This is a genomic window from Providencia sp. PROV003, from assembly GCF_045040775.1.
GTDB lineage: Bacteria > Pseudomonadota > Gammaproteobacteria > Enterobacterales > Enterobacteriaceae > Providencia > Providencia huashanensis.
The window spans coordinates 220,388-244,551 of record NZ_CP096369.1; the positions used below are offsets into that span (position 1 = coordinate 220,388).

Annotated in this window: 23 protein-coding genes; 15 read left to right on the forward strand and 8 right to left on the reverse strand. The window is 39.3% G+C overall.

Going from position 1 to position 24,164, the window contains the following annotated elements; genetic code table 11:
* The first annotated feature begins 228 nt into the window (after positions 1 to 228).
* The 7 genes from M1F14_RS00905 to M1F14_RS00935 all read left to right on the forward strand — a co-directional run bounded on the left by M1F14_RS00905 (position 229) and on the right by M1F14_RS00935 (position 8,810).
* Entirely contained in the window at positions 229 to 1,230 is a 1,002-nt protein-coding gene (locus M1F14_RS00905) for a hypothetical protein (RefSeq protein WP_042848483.1), read from the forward strand.
* On the forward strand, positions 1,230 to 2,375 hold the full coding sequence (locus M1F14_RS00910; RefSeq protein ID WP_042848485.1) for a BamA/TamA family outer membrane protein: 1,146 nt from the start codon (positions 1,230 to 1,232) through the stop codon (positions 2,373 to 2,375). The genes M1F14_RS00905 and M1F14_RS00910 overlap by 1 nt, the downstream gene beginning before the upstream one ends.
* Positions 2,375 to 3,520, forward strand: a complete 1,146-nt coding sequence (locus M1F14_RS00915) for a DUF4056 domain-containing protein (RefSeq protein WP_181469044.1) — start codon at positions 2,375 to 2,377, stop codon at positions 3,518 to 3,520. The genes M1F14_RS00910 and M1F14_RS00915 overlap by 1 nt, the downstream gene beginning before the upstream one ends.
* A 481-nt stretch (positions 3,521 to 4,001) precedes the next feature.
* Positions 4,002 to 4,808: a protein bax gene (locus M1F14_RS00920; protein WP_042848487.1), complete on the forward strand. Its 807-nt coding sequence runs from the start codon at positions 4,002 to 4,004 to the stop codon at positions 4,806 to 4,808.
* A gap of 229 nt (positions 4,809 to 5,037) precedes the next feature.
* Positions 5,038 to 6,456 (forward strand): MBOAT family protein, encoded by a 1,419-nt coding sequence (locus M1F14_RS00925; protein WP_181469042.1) that lies wholly within the window; start codon positions 5,038 to 5,040, stop codon positions 6,454 to 6,456.
* Entirely contained in the window at positions 6,443 to 7,612 is a 1,170-nt protein-coding gene (locus M1F14_RS00930; RefSeq protein ID WP_071547652.1) for an SGNH family hydrolase, read from the forward strand. The genes M1F14_RS00925 and M1F14_RS00930 overlap by 14 nt, the downstream gene beginning before the upstream one ends.
* Positions 7,584 to 8,810: an SGNH/GDSL hydrolase family protein gene (locus tag M1F14_RS00935; RefSeq protein WP_181469040.1), complete on the forward strand. Its 1,227-nt coding sequence runs from the start codon at positions 7,584 to 7,586 to the stop codon at positions 8,808 to 8,810. The genes M1F14_RS00930 and M1F14_RS00935 overlap by 29 nt, the downstream gene beginning before the upstream one ends.
* 56 nt (positions 8,811 to 8,866) lie before the next feature.
* Here the strand turns inward: M1F14_RS00935 and gntU are convergent, their stop codons facing one another.
* The 3 genes from gntU to gntR form a co-directional block, all read right to left on the reverse strand.
* Positions 8,867 to 10,222 carry a gluconate transporter gene (gene gntU / locus M1F14_RS00940; protein ID WP_042848492.1) on the reverse strand — a complete coding sequence of 452 codons (1,356 nt, stop codon included), beginning with the start codon at positions 10,220 to 10,222 and terminating at the stop codon, positions 8,867 to 8,869.
* Complete coding sequence (gene gntK, locus M1F14_RS00945) at positions 10,219 to 10,761, reverse strand: gluconokinase (RefSeq protein WP_042848493.1); 543 nt, start codon at positions 10,759 to 10,761, stop codon at positions 10,219 to 10,221. Before gntK ends, gntU begins: the two co-directional genes overlap by 4 nt.
* A 530-nt stretch (positions 10,762 to 11,291) precedes the next feature.
* Positions 11,292 to 12,287 carry a gluconate operon transcriptional repressor GntR gene (gene gntR, locus M1F14_RS00950; RefSeq protein ID WP_042848495.1) on the reverse strand — a complete coding sequence of 332 codons (996 nt, stop codon included), beginning with the start codon at positions 12,285 to 12,287 and terminating at the stop codon, positions 11,292 to 11,294.
* A gap of 199 nt (positions 12,288 to 12,486) precedes the next feature.
* On the opposite strand from gntR, the gene M1F14_RS00955 reads away from it, so the two are divergent.
* From M1F14_RS00955 to M1F14_RS00990, 8 genes are all read left to right on the forward strand, one after another.
* A complete protein-coding gene (locus M1F14_RS00955) occupies positions 12,487 to 13,524 on the forward strand; it encodes an ABC transporter substrate-binding protein (protein ID WP_048608789.1) in 1,038 nt (345 codons plus the stop codon).
* The gene (locus tag M1F14_RS00960; protein WP_181469038.1) at positions 13,521 to 14,537 is read left to right on the forward strand and encodes an iron ABC transporter permease; all 1,017 of its coding nucleotides are present in this window, start codon (positions 13,521 to 13,523) and stop codon (positions 14,535 to 14,537) included. Before M1F14_RS00955 ends, M1F14_RS00960 begins: the two co-directional genes overlap by 4 nt.
* Positions 14,534 to 15,301 (forward strand): ABC transporter ATP-binding protein, encoded by a 768-nt coding sequence (locus M1F14_RS00965; RefSeq protein WP_042848499.1) that lies wholly within the window; start codon positions 14,534 to 14,536, stop codon positions 15,299 to 15,301. Before M1F14_RS00960 ends, M1F14_RS00965 begins: the two co-directional genes overlap by 4 nt.
* A gap of 11 nt (positions 15,302 to 15,312) precedes the next feature.
* Positions 15,313 to 16,131, forward strand: coding sequence for a class I SAM-dependent methyltransferase (locus M1F14_RS00970; RefSeq protein WP_181469036.1), 819 nt, complete (start codon positions 15,313 to 15,315; stop codon positions 16,129 to 16,131).
* Positions 16,128 to 16,973: a ModD protein gene (modD, locus tag M1F14_RS00975; protein WP_042848502.1), complete on the forward strand. Its 846-nt coding sequence runs from the start codon at positions 16,128 to 16,130 to the stop codon at positions 16,971 to 16,973. Before M1F14_RS00970 ends, modD begins: the two co-directional genes overlap by 4 nt.
* Before the next feature lie 133 nt (positions 16,974 to 17,106).
* Positions 17,107 to 19,101 (forward strand): TonB-dependent siderophore receptor, encoded by a 1,995-nt coding sequence (locus M1F14_RS00980; protein WP_042848504.1) that lies wholly within the window; start codon positions 17,107 to 17,109, stop codon positions 19,099 to 19,101.
* 453 nt (positions 19,102 to 19,554) lie between these two features.
* A complete protein-coding gene (locus tag M1F14_RS00985) occupies positions 19,555 to 20,292 on the forward strand; it encodes a helix-turn-helix domain-containing protein (protein WP_232370510.1) in 738 nt (245 codons plus the stop codon).
* Positions 20,293 to 20,390: 98 nt separating this feature from the next.
* On the forward strand, positions 20,391 to 20,867 hold the full coding sequence (locus M1F14_RS00990) for a FidL-like protein (protein WP_042848506.1): 477 nt from the start codon (positions 20,391 to 20,393) through the stop codon (positions 20,865 to 20,867).
* A gap of 70 nt (positions 20,868 to 20,937) precedes the next feature.
* Here M1F14_RS00990 and M1F14_RS00995 read toward each other — a convergent pair whose 3' ends face one another.
* From M1F14_RS00995 to M1F14_RS01015, 5 genes are all read right to left on the reverse strand, one after another.
* Positions 20,938 to 21,795, reverse strand: a complete 858-nt coding sequence (locus tag M1F14_RS00995; protein ID WP_042848508.1) for a hypothetical protein — start codon at positions 21,793 to 21,795, stop codon at positions 20,938 to 20,940.
* Positions 21,796 to 21,858: 63 nt separating this feature from the next.
* Positions 21,859 to 22,398: a fimbrial protein gene (locus M1F14_RS01000; protein ID WP_181469035.1), complete on the reverse strand. Its 540-nt coding sequence runs from the start codon at positions 22,396 to 22,398 to the stop codon at positions 21,859 to 21,861.
* Positions 22,398 to 22,892, reverse strand: a complete 495-nt coding sequence (locus tag M1F14_RS01005; protein WP_042848511.1) for a fimbrial protein — start codon at positions 22,890 to 22,892, stop codon at positions 22,398 to 22,400. Before M1F14_RS01005 ends, M1F14_RS01000 begins: the two co-directional genes overlap by 1 nt.
* Before the next feature lie 10 nt (positions 22,893 to 22,902).
* The gene (locus M1F14_RS01010; RefSeq protein WP_226619011.1) at positions 22,903 to 23,352 is read right to left on the reverse strand and encodes a fimbrial protein; all 450 of its coding nucleotides are present in this window, start codon (positions 23,350 to 23,352) and stop codon (positions 22,903 to 22,905) included.
* A gap of 68 nt (positions 23,353 to 23,420) precedes the next feature.
* Positions 23,421 to 24,158 carry a fimbria/pilus periplasmic chaperone gene (locus tag M1F14_RS01015; RefSeq protein ID WP_071547649.1) on the reverse strand — a complete coding sequence of 246 codons (738 nt, stop codon included), beginning with the start codon at positions 24,156 to 24,158 and terminating at the stop codon, positions 23,421 to 23,423.
* Positions 24,159 to 24,164 lie beyond the last annotated feature (6 nt).

Genomic DNA, 24,164 nt, shown 5'->3' on the forward strand with positions numbered 1-24,164 from the left:
GCTCTTCGTGCCGGTAACCTTTTGTCTATCGGCACCTATTTTTCGGTTTTGGAAAGCACAATCTTAAACAAACTATCAACCTACACTCATTTTACCCAAAGAGTTAATAAAAAAGCATTAAGCGCTATCCCTAAAAAAAAGATTAATGATAAAATTCCGATTATCGCTGTAAGACGAATAATAATCTGCTTTTACACCCCCTTTACTTCCTAAAATTGAGCCAATGTTATGAAACGCATCCAATTCAGTCATGTGCTAATCCTTTCTTCTTTTTTATGTATTCCCGTAAGCTTTGCCGATAGCGACCGTCCATTATTTTCAGTATCAGTTAGTGAGTCAGGGGCGCCACAAAACAATAACGAAGGCGGTATTACTCGTTCTTCTGCTACAGAGTCACGAGTACTGCCGATTTGGGGTGATGAAGCACGCGCCCGCGGTTATGATTTGCCGGAGCCATTTGGTGCAAGCTATGGTTATATGAATATGCGCCAAGATATTGTAGTCGACAGAATTGGGTTTATTTCTCCTGAAAGCCCTGAGTTTTCAAATGCGATACACATTGAAGCGGGACATACACGGCAAAAAAGTGAAACCCATACACTTAAATTAGATTCATGGGTATTTCCATTCTTAAATATTTATGGGTTATATGGTCACACTAAGGGTAAGTCCCATACCACACTAAAAGGTGGAAGTTTCGAGTTAGCTCCGGGATTCGTTATACCACTAGATCCTTTATTGAAAGGCCAACCTTTTGATTTAGATTTTAAAGGTAAAACCTATGGTGCTGGGTTTACTTTAGCCGGGGGATATAACGATTTTTTCACAACATTAGATTTAAATTATACAAAAACTGACCTTGATATTCTTGATGGTGATATTAAAGCTTTAATAATTTCACCTCGAATTGGCTATACATTTACTTTTGACCCATTGATTGATGGGCAAGGGAATACCAAAGTTCAAGTTTGGACTGGTGCAATGTACCAAGATATTACCCAACGTTTTAAAGGTGATATCAATAAGCTCAATTTACCTGGGAAATTCCAAGATATAATTAACTCAATGGATGAACCTGGTATGAAATTCGACGTCAAACAGCACCTTGCCCATAAATGGAATAATACTGTCGGTGCTCGCGTCGAGTTTACTCGCAATTTTAATGTACTCACTGAGTTTGGTTTTAATAACCGTAATACTTTCTTTGTCTCTGGAGAATTCCGTTTTTAATGTGGTATTCGGCTATTATCCAAAGGCTGGCATTGGTCAGCCTTTTTATTCTTTTCCCTGCTAAAGCAGATATTCTCCCCGACCGCCAACAAATTGATGGCTGGTTAAACAACCTCGGGGGGGAAAACAGCTTTGATGACAGCAAACCCATTGATTGGGGCGTTTTGCCGGGGCCTTTTTATACCCCTGAAATGGGGATAGGCATCGGTACTGCGCTGGTTGGTTTATACCGGATAGATAAAGAAGATAAACAAACGCAACCTTCTTCAATTGGGTTAAGTGGCTTCGCTTCATCTACAGGCGCATTTGGTTTGAATTTCACTAATTATAATTTTATTGATAACGACCAGTGGCGATTATTTATTTCGGGTACCATCAATAACATTCCTACTTATTATTGGGGAAAGGGCTATTCTGCAGGTAAAAACGACCATAATAAAGAAAAGTACCATTCCCAAGAATTCCAAATAACGCCAAGAGCATTGTATAAACTAACGGATGCCACTTATATTGGACTCGGTTGGAACTTTTCATCAATTAATGCCAGCGACCCAGATGATGGTGCAAAAAAGTACTTCGCTAATTCCGTCGGTGGGCGTTCTGTTATCAACTCAGGGGTCAGCGCCTATTATAGTTATGATACCCGCGATTTTTTGCCTAACGCATACCAAGGGCAAACCTTTGAAGTGACTTACACTTATTTTGCGCCAAATCTTGGTAGCGACACCCGTTTTCAAACCACGCAATTACAATACGCTTACTACCATCAGATTGCCGAAGATACCGTGGTTGCACTTGATAATTATGCGCGGTTTTCAACAGGTAATGTGCCATGGAATCAATTATCGTTATTAGGTAATGGTAATCGAATGCGAGGCTATTACGAAGGTCGCTATCGCGACAATAATATATTCACTAGCCAAATAGAAATTAGGCATAAGCTAGATTGGCGTCATGGTATTGTCGGTTGGTTAGGCACAGGGACGATGAGCGATACACCGTCCGAACTAGGTCAAAGCCACTGGCTCCCTACTGTTGGTGTCGGATATCGCTTTGAATTTAAGCCAAGAATGAATGTACGTTTGGATTTCGGCATTGGCCGTAATAGCACTGGTGTCTATTTTCAGGTCGGGGAGGCGTTTTAATGTTTAAGTGGGTTCAAGCGTCTTGTTTAGCCTTGCTATTAACTGCATGCCAAAATCATAGCAAGCTTGAATTGCCCGCTATTTCCCCCGTATTAACTTCGCATACCTTTGAAGAAGCTACACAAGATTGGTCCGTTATTCCTTCATTAGTTCCTCCTCAAGGCTTACGTGCATGCTGTGCCTTCGGGTACAACCTCCAAGCACAATTATGGGGGCTCCCCGTTCCTTTTTATACTATCGATAATATTGTAGAAGCCGATAGCCTTGGTGAGCATCATTATAATGATAGCTTTTTAGGGGCAAGTGCAGCTTTAATGGGGCTTAGTAATGAAAAAATTGGCTTATTATATACAGATAAAGGTGGGTTTATTGATATCTCGCATGTCAGAGATACTGCAGATTATACTTTTTACTTATTCAGCCAAATTTATCCACGCCTTGGCCAAGAATGGACACTTTCACTAAGTGAAGAACTGGCCAGTAGACAAATTCATTTCAGCCCCTTTACGCCACCGCCATCTGCACACCAACGTTATACGCTCAGTGCCTATCTTGCGGCTAAACTTGCTTTCCAACTTGCCGTATGGCACGAAATTGCACAATGGTATGGTTATCAATCGGTTCCAGGCTTTTCAGAAGGGATCTCGGCTTTTTCCCCTGAAGATCTTTACTCTAATTTGCTCGGAGCACGCCTTGCAATGACCGTTATTTTGCAGGGTCGAGCGAACTCTTTGCCGGTTTTTTCTCAATCCATAGAAAATATCTTACCTTTAGCCCTGCACCAATTGGGCGCATCAAATAGAGCCGAAACAAGTAAAATGTTCGATAACATTGATGGCCTATGGTGGAATAGCTACCGGAGAGTACCTGAAAAATTCCTTGTATTAACAAGGGACTATAATACCAGCGATGACAGGCTACCTTTAATACCGACTCAAATCATACCTCGGGGAGGGTTGCGATTAACGCTGCCAGATAACTACCTACAATACAATTTACCACTACTTGCTCAGTTACGTTTGCAACCCACTGAAAATATGAGACAACTTCCTGTACCAAACCATTATTGGACTGTTGCGGACTTCCCGGCCCTTGCAGAAGAAGCTAAACAACAAGATATACAGCAACAGATTTTACAACCCTAAATTTCCCCTAAAAATTGCTCACTTAAACGAAATTATCACGGTCAAGGTGACGAGTAAAAATGAAGCTTAACTCGCTTTTTTTACCTTTCATACCGCCTATTTGTATTTCACTTTTGTTCCCTCTTTTATCGTTAGGAAAAAGAGGTCTTTCCCATTTTGATTATAAAATAAGCGACTAAGTGGCTATTTATTGAGCAAAATAGCCTTATAATAACTAAGTGAACTGTGTGATAAATAATCGAATTTAACTTAAGTGCAGCCATTCAAAGCAAAAACAAGTAAGACATTTTAATATATAACCATAAAAACTAGATGTGAAAATATTATTTTTACATCAAAATCAATACAGTTAAAAATAAACAAAAAAACCTACAATCCAATACAGAAATTTACCTAATATTAGCCGGATAAAAGTAGCTCGTAAAAATTTAATCTGCTAATATTCGCTCGAATTTTGTTCAGAGATACTTAGGAGAAGCAAATGCCCTCTCGAACGATGAGGACAAACGCCGTCTTCGCTTTCTTATTTTTACTTTTATTTTCGAGCCTCAGTATGGGCTCCACCAGTACCAGCACAATGCTCAATAAAGAGTACTCTAATAAAACTGTGCAAAATGTAAGTCAGGCCAAAACATCACTCCCTGATTTACGTAAATACCCTTCTGGTACACCACGAAAGAAAGCATTTTTGAAAACGGTTGTCCCTGTTATTGAAAAAGTTAATAAGCAGATTATGGAAGAGCGCAATTGGTTATTATCCGTTCGCGCAAATAAAAAATGGAGCGCTCAAGAACTGCGCCGTCTTAGCCAAATCTGTGATAGCTATGGTATGAAATGTAGCAACCCAAAACGCATCAATTGGGATAAGCTATTAAGTCGCGTAGATATCATGCCAACGCATTTAGTGGCCACACAAGCAGCAACAGAATCAGGTTGGGGTACATCACAACTTGCATTACAGAACGGTAACTTATTTGGTATGCGCTGCGGAAGTGGGTGCCGAACTAACAAAGGTAAAGTTAAAGGCTATTCAGCATACTCTTCAGTTGAAGATACCGTGACAGCGTATATGAAGAATATGAATACCCATAATGCTTATGAATCACTACGTAGTTCACGAGCAAAACAACGCCTATCAAAAGATGAGTTAGATACCACAAAACTTATCAATGATATGAAAGGGTACTCCGAGTTAGGTTCATCCTATAACCGTTATTTACAAGAAATGTACGCGAGTAATGAAGAACTGATTACACAAGCTCAAAAAAGAGCAGCCACTCGCATCTAATTATTGTATCACCAGGTACAAGATATAAAAAATCCACTTAACAAAGTGGATTTTTTTATCGCTATAAATTGCTCATGTTATAGCAGGCAGATACCCTGCGGGGGAATTGAATGCCGCCAACAAAATCATTACTCAAAATATGACGAGCAATATTCTGATTGCATAGAAGAAGAGATCAAATATCATATGCTCATCTTCTACCAAAATAATTAACATCTTTGAGTCTAATATGAATTTCTTCTCTTTTGAGTTTCTTGGCTCTTTCTTGATATTTTTTCTTATTTATTGGGCTTGTCAGCCCAGTGCAAAACTACAAAATGGTCTACTAATTACCGCAAGCTATTTTTTTGTTTATTCGTTTAACCCTGATTTTGCCTATATTTTATTTGGTTATACCCTATTCATTTATTTTCTCACAAACTGGGTGACAAATTGGCTATCAAATCGATGGGTCTATCTCATCCTAGCCACAGTTATTATCGGTTACTTCACCTACTTTAAATATTATTCTTTCTTTCAAGAAAGTATTCAGCAAACTTTAGATAAATTTGGTTTTAGTGTTGGGCTCCCTATTCTTGAAATACTGGCTCCACTCGGTCTTTCTTTTTATGCATTCCACTCTGTTAGTTATACAGTTTCAGTATGCCGTAAAGAAATTCCTAAAGCTGATTTTTTCGATGTCGCTTTATACCTTGCATTTTTTCCAAGTATTGTGGCGGGGCCGATTAACCGCGCAAAAAATTTCATGCCTCAAATCCAAGCAGAAAGCCGAACCATTCTCAATAGTCGCAAGGCAATCCTGTTGATTTCACTGGCGCTAATTAAGCTCTTTTTATTTAGTTCTTACTTATCCGAAAATTTTGTTAACCCTGTTTTTGATGCCCCTATCGGATATAGCGCAGGAGAGATCTTAGTAGCCACTTATGCCTATGCATGGAATATCTACTTTAACTTTTCCGGTTACACCAACCTTGTTACGGGCATCGCCTTATTATTAGGTTTCAGAGTACCCGTTAACTTTAATGCCCCTTATTTAGCCGCAAACCTAAAAGAATTTTGGGCACGTTGGCATATTAGCCTATCGACTTTTATTCGTGATTATATTTATATCCCACTAGGAGGTAACCGCAAAGGCTTTAGCCGTATGAATGCTAATGTATTCCTTGCTATGGTGATCTCCGGACTCTGGCATGGTGCCGCAATGACGTTCGTGGTGTGGGGAGCAATACATGGCTTAGGGATTGTTTTACTCAATTTAAAGAGTTTGTGTATGGAAAAATTGGGTTGGACAAAGGCACTCCCTAATAAAACATTATCAACTTGGGTCTCACGAATTATCACTTTCCATTTTGTCTGTTTTGCTTGGATCTTTTTCCGTAGTGCTTCTTTTGATGATGCGATATTAATGATTAATCAAATTATTGCCCCAGGCTTTATTGCATCAATTAATGCAAGCCTAGGTCTGCTTATTGCATTTTGGGTCTTACTCATTACCTATCCTTACTTTGTACAAGGTTACCATTATGTGGCGAAAAAATACCAAGATATCCCTTGGTATTACTACCCTATTCCACTTGCTCTTGTTTTAACAATTATGTTTATGCTTTCACCTTCAGGTATGCCGGGGTTTATTTATGCTAACTTCTGAGTTTAAAAAAAACCTAATTAAAACCGGCCAAGTTTTAGTTATTGTGTTACTAGCAGGACTGTTGTTGATTTGGTTAAACCAAGGTTCTTTGGAGCGATTCTGGCAACAAAAATATCATCAAGATACACCATGGGCGAAAATGGCAGGAAACCCTATTTGGGATTACGGTGCTTATTTACATGACGGTGCTCTCGAGGCGGGAAGTGTATTTACTTATCATGCTTCAGGGCAAAAAGCACAAGACGACCAGCAAGCCGCTGAATTAGCATTAGCAAATAAAAACAAGAAGCTGAGTTTCCCAGACGGTTTTCAAGTGGGCCTGCATTTTATGAATGGTTATATCTACCCAGCAGACAGCTTATCAATAACTTTCCCTGAGTTGCTTAAGCGCCCACAAGCGAGAGCAAAAAGCCTCAAGGGCAATTTAAGTCACTTAGCTATCAAGCAAAACCAACCTATTGTAGAGAAGCATATAGCCAACATTGAAAAAGGCCAGCAAGTTCTATTTGCAGGAGACTCAATGATGCAAGGCATTGCTCCACATGTTAAGAACAAGCTATTGAAAAAATATAATATCGATAGCATTAATTTAAGCAAACAAAGCACTGGCCTTGCCTATCCACGCTTTTTCAACTGGCCCCAAACCATTGCTAAGGCATTGAATGATAACCCTAATATTAAAGTTCTTGTTGTTTTCTTAGGGCCTAATGACCCTTGGGATATGCCACCAAAAACAGGTTATAAATACGTCAAATTTAAAAGTGAAGACTGGGAAAAAGTTTACCGAGAGCGTATTAATGATATAATATCGACCGCACGCCAGCACAATGTAGATGTTATTTGGGTTGGTCCTCCTAATATGCGTAAAAATACGCTATCCGATGGTATGAAATTCTTAAGAAGCCTCTACCAGTCTGAAGTTGAAAGTAACGGCGAAATTTATTTTTCTGTCAATGATGTCTTTAAATATAAAGGCGATAACTACTCTGACTATATCGGCGATGAAAGCAGTACAATTAAATTGAGAAGTGGCGATGGGATTCATTTCAGCAGTAAAGGGCAACAACTTATTGCAGAAAAAGTTTTCTCATTGATCCATTTCGAAGCAGAGGAAGAAAAGGAACCTCATGAAACTGAACAATCTGCGTCAAGCTAAGCTCAAAATTTTAGCGGGTAGCATCATTGCACTGCTATCGTTGGGCTTATTGTCTTGTCAAAATACATCAGACAAAACGCGCATACCAAGTTCGAAACAAGGACAAACTGTTATATCTCAAGGGCAATTAATCAACAATGCTGAGCCTAATTTAACGCAATTAGCAAATAAATTACGTCAAGGTAACCAGCAAGTTCATATTATTCAAATTGGTGATTCCCACACTGCGGCTGATTTTTTCAGCGGCAATTTAAGGAGTTTATTTCAGCAACGTTATGGTGATGCAGGTCCTGGCTTTATTCCTCCTATTTCTATTCCGGGGCAACGTACTGCAACCATTAACCGCATGAGCGAGAAAAAAGAATGGTCACTTTCTTCTAGCCGTAAAGATGAGCGTTTTGATTACCCCTTAGGGGGAATGATTGCTGAACCACAAGCCGCAAAGAGTAAAGTGCTACTCAAGCCGTTACAACCGGCTCTAGGGGCCTATCAGCTTCAAACGCTATACCAGAGCGCGAATGACTCTCAAATGAGTGTGGCTCCAGCTGTTTCACCTAATATTGCACTCCCGGCAACAGGCTATCAGTGGTATTTTTCAACCCCGGTTAACACCCAGTTACCCGCAGAGGTTACGGTCAATAAAAGTGCTGGGTTAAAGATTGGTGGCTGGCTCGTACGTTCACAAAAGCCAGGGGTTATGCTTTCCGCGCTAGGGATCAATGGTGCAACACTTAGTATGGTAGATAAATGGCAACCACAATGGAGTGAGACTTTAGCTCAGCTGTCACCTGATATGGTGATTTTAGCTTATGGTACTAATGAAGCCTTTAATGATACGTTAGACCTTGCCGCTTATGAGCAAAATTTACGCGCTAAAATCCGCTTAATCCGCCAGCAAATGCCAAATAGCGTTATTTTATTAGTCGGGCCGAATGATTCGATTAAATTTAATGATGCCATGAATTGCCAAGCTCAAATGCCTGTAAACTTAATGAATGTTATTCAAATTCAGAAATCTGTTTCAGCTCAGGAACATACGCTGTTTTGGGACTGGCAAGCCTTTATGGGTGGCCCTTGTTCAATCCGTACATGGGCAGCACAAGACTTAGCACGACCAGACAATGTACACTTGTCTGTTGATGGTTACAAAAAGAGTGCTCGAGGTTTATATAGCCAGTTGAGCCAGCTTTTACAGTAACGAAAAGCAAAAAGGTCAGCCGATTAAAGCTGACCTTTGTCTTTATACCTAAAAAATTACAAGAAAACGAAGAAAATCATACCGACAATGGCGCCCGTCGTCCCTAAGATAGTTTCCATTACCGTCCACGTTTTTAGAGTCTGCGCTTCAGTTGCACCAGTAAATTTACCAAACAACCAGAAACCTGAGTCATTAACATGACTTAAAATCAATGAACCACCGGAAATACAGATTGATAAAGCAGCAAGCTGCGCACCTGAATACCCTAATTCACTGATAACGGGTAGAACTAAACCTACCGCTGTTAAGCACGCAACCGTTGCAGAACCTTGGATAACACGTACAGCACCCGCTAAAACAAAACAGGCTACCGCAATAGGTAAACCCGCGCCGATTAGCGAATCCCCTAGCGCTGGACCAACACCTGAATCCACAAGAATTTGTTTGAAAACACCACCAGCCCCAGTCACCAACAGGATAATCCCCGCAGGCTGGATCGCCGCAGAACAAACTTCCATCAATTTTTCTTTATTCATGCCATAACGGAAACCTAAACCATATATGGCAAGCAAGCATGCAAGTAATAAAGCAGTGAAAGGATGACCAATAAATTCGAGCCAATGTTCCAGAGTTGAGCCTTTCTCAACAAAATGAGTCCCAATTGTTTTTAAACCCACCAAAACTAATGGAAATAACACTAAACATAAGCTGAACCCAAAACTTGGCATTTTGCCATGTTCTGTATTTGGTGCTTTATAATCCGCAGGAATATCAATGTGTACAAACTGGCTAATAAATCGCCCATATAGAGGACCCGCTAGGATCATACTAGGAATTGCAGCACATAGACCAATGAGAATCATCCAGCCATAATCTGCGCCCATTTGTGAAGCAACCAGCATCGGTGTCGGCCCAGGCAACAAGAATGCCGCAGCGGCAGCAACCCCAGCAAATAATGGGATAGCTAAACGGACAACGTTATGCCCAGTTCGATTTGCCACTGCAAATACCACACCGATTAACAGCACTATGGCGACATCAAAAAATAATGGCAGTGCACAAATTAACCCTGCGATACCTACCGCATAGTGCGCATGTTTCTCACCGAAAAGGTTAAGTAACTTATTCGCAACCTGATCTAATGCCCCTGTTTCATGCAGGATTTTGCCAAACATTGCCCCTAATGCCACAACAATAGCAAGGAAACCTAGAGTCCCAGCCATTCCTTTTTGCATCGTCTCGGTTATTTGTTGAACTGGCATTCCTGAAAACAACCCTGCACCAATTGACACTATCATCAGTGCAACAAAAGCATGTAGGCGTGCATACATGACTAAAAACAGTAATAAAACTACCGAGCCAACCGCTGTGAGTACCAATGTTAATGTGCTAAGCGTCTCAACCGTGCTCATGATTTTTCTCCCGCGACAATTTGTTTAATCGTTAAGCAGGTATTACCGATGACATCTTCAAGAGTTTGGCGAATATCAACTATATGAACATCAGTTTCCGCTGCATTGGGTTCTTCTAAGGCTGCAAATTGTGTTTTTAACATTTCAGGTTTGAAGAAATGCCCTTTACGGGCTTTTAATCTTTCTTCAATAACCTCTGAATCCCCTTTTAAGTAGATAAAAAATAAATTTTTATTGTCTTCTCTTAATATATCTCGATATTTTTTCTTTAATGCTGAACATACAACTAAAGAAATAGAATTTGTTCTCTGCATAGCAAAAATTGCCTGGTTTAATGCGACTAACCAAGGTTGGCGGTCATCATCATTTAGCGCATGACCCGATGCCATTTTTAAAATATTTGCTTTAGGGTGCAGAAAGTCGCCATCAAGAAAGGCGGCATGTAATTCCTGAGCAACGCCATTTGCTACTGCAGATTTACCGCTACCCGATACCCCCATTAGTACAAATGCATAGTTTTGTTGTTGGGTATCACTCATAGGAAACTCCTCAGGCATTCAAAATTATTCTGGCTTTTAATTAATACCGTTATGTTACCGGTAACAAGTTACGGGTAACATTATCAGCAGTGAGGATTTATTTAGCAATCAAATTGGCGAAGAAGAGAACAGATCTGTGATGATTATCTCAATCTGAGTTTAGTGAAGATAGGCAAAGAAAAAAGAGGCACTAACAATATAGAAATTTAAAAGTATGTTTTATTTTAAATTTCAATTAACCCATCTTTAATATTCATCTAAATAATTCGTGGTGTCGCTAGGCGGCAAACGAGCCAAGCCCTAGGAGCATACTCCAGTATGTGACTAGGGTTGGTGAGTGCAGCCAATACTTTTAGTGCATACGCCGAAATTTAGCTTTAAGGCTATATTAAACCACACTATTTCCCTAAATAATTCGAATTAGAGGTAGGCGGCAAATTGAGGATATCTCAGGGAGCATACATAAGTATGTGACCTGAGTAGCCGAAAGCAGCCAACACCCCTATAATTTGAAGTATGACGGGAAATAATTAGATGCTCTCGCCCGTGAGTAGAGAAAACCCCACATCAAAATGTGTCTCCGTCAGCTTATTCCCTGACATTCTCGCCAGCAACACTTCTGCGGCTTTTCGCCCCATAAGGTCCCTTGGCGTCAAAATACTGGCTAATTTCGGTGTCATGACTTGCCCCACATCGTGACCATGGAACCCCGAGATGGCAAGGTCTTCCGGAATTTGAATACCTAAGCGCTGGCATTCAAAAATAGCGCCTATAGCCAAGTCATCATTAGTACAAAATAAGCCATCGGTATCAGGGTACTTAGCGCGACACTCATGCAATAATTGAGCACCTAGTGAATATGATGAACTGGCTTCTGTCATCAGATTACGCGGCTCAAGGTTGGCATCCAACATTGCTTGCTCATAGCCTTTTAAACGAATAAACGTACGCTCATCGTGCCTTGCCCCCAAATACACAACATGACGACAACCGCGTTCGAGCATCGCTTGAGTCATTTGGCGGGAAGCTTCAAAGTTATCAATCCCCACGGCAGTATCTAAACAAGGGGAAACGCTATCCATAATTTCAACCACAGGGATCCCTGAAGTTTTCAGCATGCGAAGCGTCCGTTCCGTATGGGTACGCTCAGCTAAAATCACCCCATCGATATTATAAGAAAGTAACGACATCAGCCGCTCCTCTTCTTTTTCGGGCAAATAGCCATAGTGTGCCAGCATCGTTTGATAACCATGACAGTCAGTGACTGCCTCGATACCTCGGATCACCTCAGCAAAAACTTGGTTGGTCAATGAAGGTAATAGCACCCCAATTGCATGGCTTGTTGCATTTGACAATATATCAGGAGCTTTATTAGGTATATACCCTGATATTTCAACAGCTTGAGCAATTTTTTCACGCAGAGATTCCGAAACTTGCTCTGGGTTTCGTAAAAAACGGCTCACCGTCATTTTTGTCACGCCAACTTGGTCGGCAACATCCTGCAAAGAAGGTCTTTTTTTCTTCATAATTCCAAAGTGATATCCCATTCGTTAACGGTGCTATGTTCTGCGATCTTTTGCTGGATAGCAATCTTTGTTGCTGATTCACATCACATAAACGTCGATTTTTCCTAAGAACGCCATTTTTGTGGTTGACTCTCTATCATGACTCCGTTAATTTCCGCGTTATATAATTATTATCATAACGAATAGATTAAATTTAAATATGGCCATAAATCGTAGGCATTTTATTAAATTGAGTGCCGTTCTCGCTACTTTTTACAGCTTACCGAGTTTTGCACAAACTCGTTATAAAGTTGAACAAGCCCTATTTGGTAAACTCCCCGCGCCAAATAATATTCAACGGGTAATAAGTTCAGGCCCACCTTCAGACTTATTACTGTTTGCACTTGCCCCTGAAAAAATGGTCGGGTTCGCTTCTATCTCCCTAAAAAAAGGGCAAACTGGCCTTTTCGCTCCACAGTGGCTTGAATTACCTGTTTATGGCCGTTTAGCGGGTCGTGGTAGCACATTATCCCTTGAACAACTGTTGTCCTATAACCCAGACCTAATTATTGACACTGGAAATATAGACGAAACTTATCGCTCACAAGGAGAGAAAGTCGCCAAACAAACAAATATTCCTTATTTATTAATCTCTGGGGGGCTACAAAACTCACCGCAACAACTCACTCAGTTAGGTGAAATCCTTGGTGCCATTCCACAAGCCCAAAAGCTCAGCCACCTTGCTCAGCGATACCTAGATGATGCGATTTCATTTGCGAGTAAAAACCGACAAAAACCACTGAGTTTTTACCTTGCACGCGGAGCAAAAGGTTTAGAAACCGGTGCTAAAGGCTCAATTCATACTGAAGCCATTGAAATGCTTGGGTTACATAATGTTGTAGATATTCCTAACTTCCATGGTCTTACCACAGTTTCGATGGAACAACTATATCAATGGAACCCAGATATCATTATAACGCAATATGAAGAAGCCATTGGGTTTATGACAACCTCCCCGTTGTGGAAAGGCTTAAATGCGATTAAAAACAATAAATTACTTATATTCAGTGGAATGCCATTCGGCTGGCTAGATGGGCCTCCAGGCATTAACCGCCTACTCGGCATGAGGCGATTACAAAGTCATTTTGATAAAAATATCGCAATACACATTAAATCCGATATTACCGAATATTTTGAGCTTTTTTATCATTCATCTTTAACGCCGGAGCAAGTTGACTTGCTGATAGAAAAATCATGAATGAACGACTTAATAAAGGCGCAAAACCCTTCATATTAGTTATTATTTTACTTATCAGCTTGGTTATTGCCCTTACAAGTGGTAAGTACTCACTCACTTTAAGTGAGCTTTATCACCTGCTTGTGAACCCACTTTCATCACAAACAACATTGAACGACCTTCGTCATGAAACAGTTTTTTGGCAAATACGCTTCCCTCGTACATTGGCCGCGATTTTAATTGGTGGTGGGCTTTCTATTGCAGGAGCTGCATACCAAGGAATGTTTCGTAACCCCTTAGTTTCACCTGATATTTTAGGTGTTTCCGCAGGGGCTGGTGTCGGGGCGGTTATCGGGATATTCTTCGGTCAATCACTATTTTATATCCAGCTGTTTGCATTTATTGGTGGCCTAATTACCGTTGCCTTAGTTTGCTTTATTGCTCACTTAGCAAGGCAACATGACCCAATCCTCTCGCTAGTTCTAGTCGGAGTTGCGGTCAGTGCTATTTGTGGCTCCGCTATCTCTTTAATGAAAATCCTTGCAGACCCCTATACACAACTACCTTCTATCACATTTTGGCTACTTGGCGGCCTATCTTCCATTACGCAAGAAGACTTAATATCCGTCTTGCCACTCATGATCATTGCTATCATCCCACTATTGCTATTGCGTTGGCGTATGAATTTACTCAGCTTATCGGATGAAGAAGCCAAAAGTCTCGGGGTCAATGTCAGTTTGACACGCGCCATTTTCATTATTTGTGCCACGTTACTCACTGCGAGTGCTGTTTCTATCGCAGGAATTATTGGCTGGATTGGCTTAATTGTTCCGCATATCACCCGAATGATAGTGGGTGCTAACTTTCGTTATCAGCTTCCTGCCTCAATGGCGATTGGGGCAATCTTACTGCTTATTACTGATACACTAGCTCGGACTATTGCAGCAATCGAACTTCCATTAGGGATCTTAACTTCTGCCGTCGGCGCGCCCTTCTTTTTGGCTATATTATTACAAACTAGGCGGGTTAAATGAGTATTATGACCCTAAAAAATGTCGCTATTGGTTATCATCACACTGCAATAATTGATGACATCAATCTTTCTTTGCCTGAAAAAGAAATTACCTGCCTACTAGGAGCCAATGGGTGTGGCAAAACAACGCTAATGAAAACCATCTTAGGTTTGCTGCCCGCGATCAGTGGTGATATTTCACTGAATAACCGCTCTCTAAATTCACTATCACAGCGTGATATCGCGAAAGTAATTGCTTACGTACCTCAAGCACACGATACCCCTTTCACCTTCAACGTATTAGATATGGTAATGATGGGGCTCACCCCGCATATTTCATTATTTTCTGTACCCAGTAATGCCGAAAAAAACTTAGCACTTCAACAATTAGAGCGGCTCAGCATTCCACACCTTGCAACTCGACTGTACAGCACATTGAGCGGGGGGGAAAAACAGTTAGTATTGATAGCAAGAGCCTTGATACAAAGGCCATTACTCTTAATTATGGATGAACCTGCAGCTAGCCTTGATTTTGGTAACCAAATACGCCTACTTGAACAAATTGAAAAGCTTAAATTCCATGGTATGACGATATTGATGTCAACTCACCACCCACAACATGCTGCGGCGGTCGCTGACCATGTTATCTTGCTTGATAAGCAACACAGAGCAAGGCAAGGGATATCAAAAAGTATGTTAACACTTACTAACTTGGCAGCACTTTATAATGTGGATGAGCAAAGTATTGAAGCTCACTTCCAATTTCCATCATCATTTTCTTGTTAAGGTCAGGGATCATGTTAATTAACCAAATTGATTTCGCAAAAATGTACCAGCAACATATGCAGCAGGCACAACGCACCCGTAAAGAACCTGAGCATTGGGATAAAAAAGCTCAACAAATGGCACAAAATTGTGCCAATCCAAATGACCCATATTTGGTTCAGTTTCGTGAGTTAATGGATTTTACTGGGGCTCAAAGCCTACTGGATGTCGGCTGTGGCCCAGGCTCTATTAGCCTGTGTCTCGCCAATCAATTCAAAGAGGTCATTGGTATTGATTACAGTGGTGGCATGCTGGAAATGGCGAAAATTCGTGCAAAAGAGCTCGGCATTTCCAATGCCCACTTTGAAAAATTAGCGTGGGAAGATAACTGGGACACTCTGTCTAAAGTGGATATTGCCGTCGCTTCCCGTTCGACATTAGTGGATGATTTAAAAACCGCGCTGCTAAAACTCAACCGCCAAACAAAACTGCGCGTTTACACCACTCATACTATCAACCCAACCTTTATTGATGAAAATATTATTCGAGAAATTGGTCGCGAAGTAATACGTTTACCAACTTATATTTATGCAGTGAATATCCTACACCAAATGGGTATCAATGCCCGTGTAGACTTTATTAAGAGCCCGAATAAAGGCGGTTTTGATAGCTTTGAAGCCTTTGCCGATAGCGTCAATTGGTCACTAAAAAACATGACGCCGCAAGAAACAGAAGCTCTGTATCACTACTATCATGCACGAACTGCGTCAGGTGAGAAAATTCCTTATCCATCAAGAGATTGGGCGATGGTCTCATGGGATGTTGTCGATGAGGCCGATTTAACATTATGATTTATTTACCTGATGCATTAATCGACCAATTGCTGTTGGATGATATCCAATACGGCGACCTGACCACTCGCGCCTTAGGGCTACACTCCCAACTTGGTGTAATGACATTTTCCTCTAAACACGGCGGCTGTATTAGTGGGCTCCACATCGCCAAACGCATGTTAGAAAAACTCGGTATCCGTTGTGAGTGCCATTTTCAAGATGGCCAACACGTTGAACCTCAAAGTATTCTAATTCGTGCTACTGGGCCTATTGAAGCCCTGCATCAGGGCTGGAAAGCCACACAAAACGTGCTCGAATGGTGTTGTGGTGTGAGTCACTATACTCAGCAAATGGTCAGTATCTTGAAACAATATCAACCTAACGCACAGCTAGCCTGTACGCGAAAAACAATCCCAAACACTAAGCCCCTTGCCTTAACTGCGATTTTGGCGGGGGGCGCTATTGTTCATCGAGCAGGTAGTGCTGAAAGTATCTTGTTATTCACCAACCACCGGCAGTGCCTTGAACAACCAGATGATTGGCATACACATGTAAAAACATTGCGCCAAAACGCCCCCGAAAAACTGATTATTGTTGAGGCCGATGACTACCAACAGGCCGTTTTGGCGATTGAGGCACAGGCCGATATTGTGCAACTGGATAAACTCCCACCTGACCAAATTCAGCAATTACAAAAACTCGTACAGCAGCAACATTCTCCTTGCCAGTTATCAATTGCAGGGGGAATTAATTTAACAACCATTGAAGAGTTCGCCCAAATAGGTGTGCCGTTGCTAGTCACATCAGCTCCCTACTATGCGGCGCCTCGAGACATAAAAGTGAACATTTTTAAACAATAACCGAAAAAGTTCGCATAAAAAAAGCTATTTGCCAAAAACAGCCTACCCCGTAGGCTGCATTAACTTATGGCTAATCACGCATATCGTTATATAAAAAACAACACATCGAAATTAATGAAACGGGAAAGACATAATGAAAATAAAACAAATAACCTATTTGGTTGGGATGGCTTTATTCACAGCGCAAGGGCACGCCGCCTCAGTTAACAGCGAAAAAAATACTGATGTAATGTCAGTTTGGAGTACACCACTTGCTGCGGATGCGAATATTATCACGCAAGAGCAAATGACACAGTTGAATAAAACCAACGTGGCACAAGCATTGAGTACCATGCCAGGGGTTTCTATTCAAAAGTCAGGGAATCGTAACGAAACTCAAGTTAATGTGCGAGGTTTTGATAGCCGCCAAGTCCCTATCTTTTTTGATGGGGTCCCAACGTATGTCCCTTATGACGGCACCCTTGATCTTGGGCGTTTTATGACTAGCGAACTCGCGAGTGTTGAACTCTCTACAGGCTATACCTCATTACTGCAAGGGCCTAACTTGATGGGCGGTGCGATTAACTTAACGACCGCTACACCTAAAAAGCCATTTGAAGCCAATATCAACTTCAACCAAGGCTTTGCCCGCGGTGCAGATAACGCTCACAATATTAGTGCACGCTTAGGTGGCCGTAACGACCTAGGTTTTATCCAAGTTAGCGGTAGCCAATATAAGCAGCGTTTTATGGGAATACCAGATGCAGAAAATAACAATCCATTAGCAGGTAGCAATGGTCGCCGCCCGAATTCAGCCACAGATGATAAACGTATGATGGTAAAAGTCGGTTGGACACCCCGCGAAGCCGACGAGTATGTGATTACTTACCTAAAACAAGATGGTGATAAAAACAGTGCACCGAGCGTTACCAGTAAGAAACAACAAATTTGGCAATGGCCTGCCTATGATAAAGAAAGCATCTACTTCAATAGTACAACTCAAATAACTAATGATATCGCACTACAAAGCCGCCTATATCACGATACCTTTAAGAATACACTCCATCAATATAAGTCTGTGAAAGACTATAAGAAAGGTACTTACAACTACAGTCGTTATGATGACTATAGCAATGGTGCCGATATGCGTGTTGACTTCACGGTGCGTGAATTAGATATGCTTTCATTTGCCGCACACTGGAAAGAAGACATACACCGCGCTAGGTCTAAAAGAGATGTGCCATTCGACCGCTATAAAGATAATACCTATTCCATTGCTACGGAATATCAATGGGTTGCGACTGATAAGCTAGATATTGTCGGCGGTATTGGCTATGACTGGCGCAAAAGTGCTGATAGTAAACGTTATGATTATAAATCAGGCGACTTTAATACCTATGATGGAAATAACCAACATGCATTTAACTGGGAAGTGATGGCTCGCTACCACTTAACGAATGAAGATACCATCCAATTTTCTGTGTCAGAAAGAAGCCGTTTCCCAACGCAAAAAGAGCGTTATACAAAAAACAAAATGAAGAGTGATGATTCCTTCGTTATTAACCCTCACCTTGATGCAGAGCGTGCCCTTACCTACGACTTAACCTACAAAGGATATGTCACACCACAATGGACCTACACAACCAGTGTTTACTATAACCACGTTTCGGATGCCATCATGGCACACCATATTGGCAAAAATGCTGATGGCGGTGATTTGCTACAAAACCGCAATAGTGGCAAAGTCGACTACTTTGGCATTGATATAGGAACAACAGGGCAAATCACCGATTGGTTAGAAGCAGGCTTAAACTACGGCTATATTCATGCTGATCCAAAACACTACAGTGTCAAACATGTCGCCGAGCTACCTACCCACAAAGCCTTTGCTTGGGTGAAATTGACTCCTTACGAACCGTTTAGCATTACGCTTACCGAAGAAGCAAGAAGTTGGGCATTTAACTATGTCGATAATGACAGCAAAGTACGTGGGTTCGCCAAAACTGACCTTCGTTTCGATTATGAATTAGGGAAAGGTATTTCAGTCAACACCTCTGTAAATAATCTATTTGATAAATCCTACGAATACACCAATGGCTATATAGAAGAAGGTCGTAACTATTGGTTAGGTATTGAATATAAATACTAACATTTAATATATTAGGCAGAGGTTTAATCCTTTGCCTAATATAAATTGCATTAGAGTTTAAATTATAGCATAAGTAAAATCTCAAAAGCTAAGTACATTTACTTACTGCAAACACCAAATAATGAAATTATTTCTAATGCCATCAACTCTATAGGTTTATATATTTTTTTTACAACATAGATGATTTAAATTAAGACTTAAATCTCACTAAAATAAAAAAATTCAGCGTTAAATAACGATAATCAGTTCAATTCAATAAATTTGTTAACAAACCACAAAAATGCTCACCCCACAATACTTGAAGTTAATTGATTCCCTATTTAGACTATAAGTACAAAAATAAAAACTCAAAAAATCACTTACCTCAAATTAATTAAAGATAACTTTAAATAATTACATTTTTATAACTTAATGCTATTTAAGCCTTTAATTTAGAGAGAGCAGAAAGTATTTATGAATAATTTACATGGTTACACCATTGATGATAAATATATTTTCGAGGAAAACTCAAGTTTAATTTTCTTAAAACTTGATCGCAGTCAATATATTGAGTTATCAAAAACAGCATCTCGATTGTTCGGTGAGATTATTTCATTAAATCTGAAAAAAGGAATCGCAACACGAGATGAACTTCTTACTAATGTGTGGGAAGAGTACGGTCTTGTAGGTTCAAATAATAATTTAAACACTTACATCAGTGAAATAAGAAAAAAGCTTGAGCAGATTGGTATTGATCCTAAATCAATCGTGACGGTACCTAAAAAAGGGTTCCGCCTTGATAGTCATATTTCTATCCACGAAAATGAAATTATCGATAAAGATTTAGATAAGCAAGAAACTGAAATAAAATTTGGCCCAACTCCAGTCAATAAGCAAAAAATAATCACAGTACAAAATCATCAAGTTAAAAGTTCACAAGTAAATAAAAAACCTATCAAATTGATATTACTAGCAATATCAACGTTAACAGTTTGTTACTTAGCCTATCTATTCATTTATAACTTAACACCTAAAGCTAATGCTACAAGTAGTTATTTAACTTTAAGTGCCCGGGAAAACTGTGTTATACAGACCCCCCTAGGCATGATAGGAAAGGTTTCAAATGAAAACATAAGCTTTATACAAGCCAGACTCGATAAATATAATATCTCCTGTAATGAACCAAAACGTATTATTCTTTTATTAATTTAAACAGAACATATTCATTTGATAAAAATTTTTCCCTTAGTATCTGCAAAGAAATGAATAATAAATATGATTGTGTATCAATAAACGATCAGAGAATTTAAATGAAAAAATATATTATTGTCTCTATTCTTCTAGTCTCCACTGCATCAATCACCTCATATACCTTGAAACAAAAACAAAATGAGATAAAAATATGCCATTCTGAAATTGTTTGGATTAAAGATAATGGAAATCAAGATGGATTGAATATGAAATCAAAAGTTGCCATCCAATTAGATCAAGATAATCATGGCCGAATGAATTTATACGGTTATATTAAAAACAATGAGGTAACCTATCGTTTAGATAGAGCCGTTTACTTTGATTATCACGCCGTTGACTATAAAAATAATTATGTTATTAACTTTAAAACTTTGTCTATTACATCATCCGATAGTACACCCGAGTCCATTTTTTCCAAGTTCATTCAGTTAGAAAAAGATAAAATAAAATACTATGTCAATATTACTAAAATGGATGATAACATTTATATATTAAATGATGAAAGCTACTCTTCCTTTACCTGTAATATCAAGTAAAAAAAAGCCTACTAAATAGTAGGCAAAACCGTCAACATGGGAAAATGACGAATACAAAATATAGTTTAAATTATGGGATAGTAAGAACCAGTGTAATGCGGCCACTAAATTTCCCTGGAATAACAGTACCATTTGTTTTCAAAGTCGACTCTACACGCACAGGCCAAACTTTATTCTCTTGAACCGACTGTACAATTCCAATCGCTGCGGAACGGTTATTTAATGTAACATGTGATTTTAATGAACCATCTGGTCTTAAATTTACATCATCATATTGTAAGTTTGATGAGACTTTCACACTCATATCTTGGTTACAAATAACATAAAATAAGCTTGTTTGCATGTTGCCATTTAATTCATTAGCGTTTAATGACCCATGATTGAGTTCAAGTATACCTCCGTTACCATCAGGAGAAGTAAAGTAACATTTACCTGCTGGTGGCGGAGCAATACCACAAATTCCCCCAGGTAACATTGTTGCATAGCTTTTTTTCGCAGTTTCTCCTACAAAAATCCCCACACATTCATCAGTAGTGATCGAACCACTATGGCGGCTCTCTCCTCTACGAGGGAATGTCAACCCACACTGTGATTGTGCTGCTTCAATTATCGAAGCCATAGTAGGATAATTAGCAAAATTAATCCCACATGACCAATCAGCTCGGGAAGCTATTCCCCCTTTAGTTTTTCCTGAATGCAAATGGTTTATACTAAAATAACAATTCTTAGCCCCTTTGCTACCTAATACGGAAACACAAGGGTTCGGCTCCGTAGGTGAGTTTGCTTTCCAATAATCCATCTGATAGTAATAGGTATATCCATTTCCTTTTACTATATCTTCCACATATGAAAAATATGTTGAACCATAGCTTATTGATGTAATTAAAAAAAGAGGTATAAATAGTAATTGCTGTATTCTTTTTCCCATTTTAAATCTCTTTATAGTTGAATTAGAGGTTATTTCTATAAAAGTAGGCGTCTGAAAATAGAATTACTCATACTCAAATAAAAACGTAGCGATTGCCGAAATATGCCCGGTTTTAATTTGCTGGTTAGCAATAGAATCAGGTGTCGCTTTGAGAAAAGTATCAAACTTCAACTCATTTTTTCCTGACTGAGTAATAGGAATTAATGGAGAAACCTGATTGATTTTAATTTCCTCACCACTACTGAGCTTAAAACCGATGCCTAAGCCTGGATTAGATTCTACACCTGTCAGGGCGATAAAACCTGGCATCTGACCATGTTCAGCCCCAGAAATTTTTACTTTCATTCTCTTTGCAATACTGAGATCACAATTAGATAGAGTAAGCGTCATTTCACGTCGCGGTAATTGATATGTTGGGTCATAAATATCCAGTAAACGGATATCACCAAAATCCACCTCAACATTCTTATTTTCAGGCAAAACCACACAAGGTGAGTTAACCAACCTTCCTTTTATTTTGACATTATTTGTTGCTGCTACAACAATATGGCTAGCTGTAAAGCTAAAAAATCCGATTAATAATAGCTGGTTGATTTTTTTCATTACTCGTACTCCACAACCATCGTTGCATTGGCAACAAAATCACCTGTTTTTATTTCATTATTTCCATTACGTATTAAAACAGCCCATAAAACGCCAGGAGAACTTGGGTCAATCAAATACTTTTTTCCAAGCTCTAAATCTTGGTCTGCTAATTGAAACTTAACAGCAAGATTATCGACCCCTGTACTTATTCCATTAAGGTCAAAAGCGCTTTTCGCACCATTTAATTTTAAGTACATGGCCCAATTATTTTTATTGTCACCGCATTGAATTTGGTAATTTACTTGTTTTTTCTGATCATTACCTTGTATCGATTTAACTGAAATAGTCTCGAAATCTACTTCAATATCTTTGCCATCATCAATGTGGCATGGTGGTGGCGTGATTAAATTACCTTTTATACTGATTTCAGTCTCATAATCCTTTGCATTTGAAACAAAAGGCAATGAGACCATCAATAAGACTGCACTCATAATCATTTTTACATTCAACATGTTTCAGTCCTTATTGATATTCCACTTTCAATGTTGCTGTCGCTGTAAAACTCTTTGCAGGAAGGTCTGTTCCACTTTTTTTAACTAATATCGCATCAAGCTTTGCAGGATTTGCAAAATTAAAAGAACGTTTACTTCTAAGTGGAAAATCTTTTGAATCTGCTGTAAAACGCACAGCCAAATTTCCAACGCTTGTTTTTAATAACCCCTGATCAAATGAAGATGAGAGTCCATCAATAAATATGTTTAATTTAGGTTTAATTCCATCCTTACAACTCACCGTATACTCTATGGGCTCTTTATAAACTTCACCTTGAACACGAGTCGTCATAACATCGCCAAAATCTATTTCGATGGTTTGTCCATTATTGATTGTGCAAGGTTTGGATAAAACTTCACCTTTAATATCAATATATAAGAATCCTGAAAATCCAAATACATTTGATATATTAAAAGTCATTAAAACCCCCAATATCCGCATTACATTTTTTCTGGATATCATAAAATTAATGGACATAATCATTAGCCTTATTTTCTAGGTACTACGGAACATTCTGTTGCTTGACAACTAAATTTCAAATCAACCGCACCACCAAAATCATTAAGATAAACTAAGGTTGGCATAGAGCCTAAGCCTCCAGAAACCGTACCTAAACTGGATTCATCAAAAGGGGCTATCATGACTGGCTCAAAATTTGTAACGTCTGTATTACCTTTTTTCAATTTAGTAATTGATAAAAAATAAGGTGATGGGTTTTTTACTAAATAATCAGCACCACGCTTAACAATTTTTATATTATTTTCTTGTGGGATAAATTCCATACGCTCTTTTATCATTATCGTTATCGGTCGATAAAAAATCTTAATTTTTGTTTGTAATGCAATTTGTAGAACATTGGCCTTTTCGCTACGTGGTGGAATTTCCCGTACATTCAAATAATAGATACTTTCCCTGTCCTTTGGTAACTGAGAAATAGCTGGCAAAGATTGGATTTTAATTTGACTTTTAGAATTTGCTTCTATTCTATGAACCGGCGGAGTCACAATAAAAGGCGATGTAACTTTCTCATTATTATCATTTTCTATCCATGCTTGTGCTAAGTATGGGCTTGTTGAGTGTTCATTTGTAAGCCCCATACTCACCGATTTATCATTTTCATTATAAATAACACGAGTTCTATCAAGCGCAATAGCCGCATAAGCCGATTGCATTAATAAAAACAAACTCATTACTGTTACTATTTTAGCATTTAGACTTATATTCATATTTTC

Bases quoted from the DNA above. Each gene is read 5' to 3' on its own strand.
- M1F14_RS00905 (WP_042848483.1), top strand. From the start codon at position 229: ATGAAACGCATCCAATTCAGTCATGTGCTAATCCTTTCTTCTTTTTTA.
- M1F14_RS00910 (WP_042848485.1), top strand. From the start codon at position 1,230: ATGTGGTATTCGGCTATTATCCAAAGGCTGGCATTGGTCAGCCTTTTT.
- M1F14_RS00915 (WP_181469044.1), top strand. From the start codon at position 2,375: ATGTTTAAGTGGGTTCAAGCGTCTTGTTTAGCCTTGCTATTAACTGCA.
- M1F14_RS00920 (WP_042848487.1), top strand. From the start codon at position 4,002: ATGCCCTCTCGAACGATGAGGACAAACGCCGTCTTCGCTTTCTTATTT.
- M1F14_RS00925 (WP_181469042.1), top strand. From the start codon at position 5,038: ATGAATTTCTTCTCTTTTGAGTTTCTTGGCTCTTTCTTGATATTTTTT.
- M1F14_RS00930 (WP_071547652.1), top strand. From the start codon at position 6,443: ATGCTAACTTCTGAGTTTAAAAAAAACCTAATTAAAACCGGCCAAGTT.
- M1F14_RS00935 (WP_181469040.1), top strand. From the start codon at position 7,584: ATGAAACTGAACAATCTGCGTCAAGCTAAGCTCAAAATTTTAGCGGGT.
- gntU (WP_042848492.1), bottom strand. From the start codon at position 10,222: ATGAGCACGGTTGAGACGCTTAGCACATTAACATTGGTACTCACAGCG.
- gntK (WP_042848493.1), bottom strand. From the start codon at position 10,761: ATGAGTGATACCCAACAACAAAACTATGCATTTGTACTAATGGGGGTA.
- gntR (WP_042848495.1), bottom strand. From the start codon at position 12,287: ATGAAGAAAAAAAGACCTTCTTTGCAGGATGTTGCCGACCAAGTTGGC.
- M1F14_RS00955 (WP_048608789.1), top strand. From the start codon at position 12,487: ATGGCCATAAATCGTAGGCATTTTATTAAATTGAGTGCCGTTCTCGCT.
- M1F14_RS00960 (WP_181469038.1), top strand. From the start codon at position 13,521: ATGAATGAACGACTTAATAAAGGCGCAAAACCCTTCATATTAGTTATT.
- M1F14_RS00965 (WP_042848499.1), top strand. From the start codon at position 14,534: ATGAGTATTATGACCCTAAAAAATGTCGCTATTGGTTATCATCACACT.
- M1F14_RS00970 (WP_181469036.1), top strand. From the start codon at position 15,313: ATGTTAATTAACCAAATTGATTTCGCAAAAATGTACCAGCAACATATG.
- modD (WP_042848502.1), top strand. From the start codon at position 16,128: ATGATTTATTTACCTGATGCATTAATCGACCAATTGCTGTTGGATGAT.
- M1F14_RS00980 (WP_042848504.1), top strand. From the start codon at position 17,107: ATGAAAATAAAACAAATAACCTATTTGGTTGGGATGGCTTTATTCACA.
- M1F14_RS00985 (WP_232370510.1), top strand. From the start codon at position 19,555: ATGAATAATTTACATGGTTACACCATTGATGATAAATATATTTTCGAG.
- M1F14_RS00990 (WP_042848506.1), top strand. From the start codon at position 20,391: ATGAAAAAATATATTATTGTCTCTATTCTTCTAGTCTCCACTGCATCA.
- M1F14_RS00995 (WP_042848508.1), bottom strand. From the start codon at position 21,795: ATGGGAAAAAGAATACAGCAATTACTATTTATACCTCTTTTTTTAATT.
- M1F14_RS01000 (WP_181469035.1), bottom strand. From the start codon at position 22,398: ATGAAAAAAATCAACCAGCTATTATTAATCGGATTTTTTAGCTTTACA.
- M1F14_RS01005 (WP_042848511.1), bottom strand. From the start codon at position 22,892: ATGTTGAATGTAAAAATGATTATGAGTGCAGTCTTATTGATGGTCTCA.
- M1F14_RS01010 (WP_226619011.1), bottom strand. From the start codon at position 23,352: ATGACTTTTAATATATCAAATGTATTTGGATTTTCAGGATTCTTATAT.
- M1F14_RS01015 (WP_071547649.1), bottom strand. From the start codon at position 24,158: ATGAATATAAGTCTAAATGCTAAAATAGTAACAGTAATGAGTTTGTTT.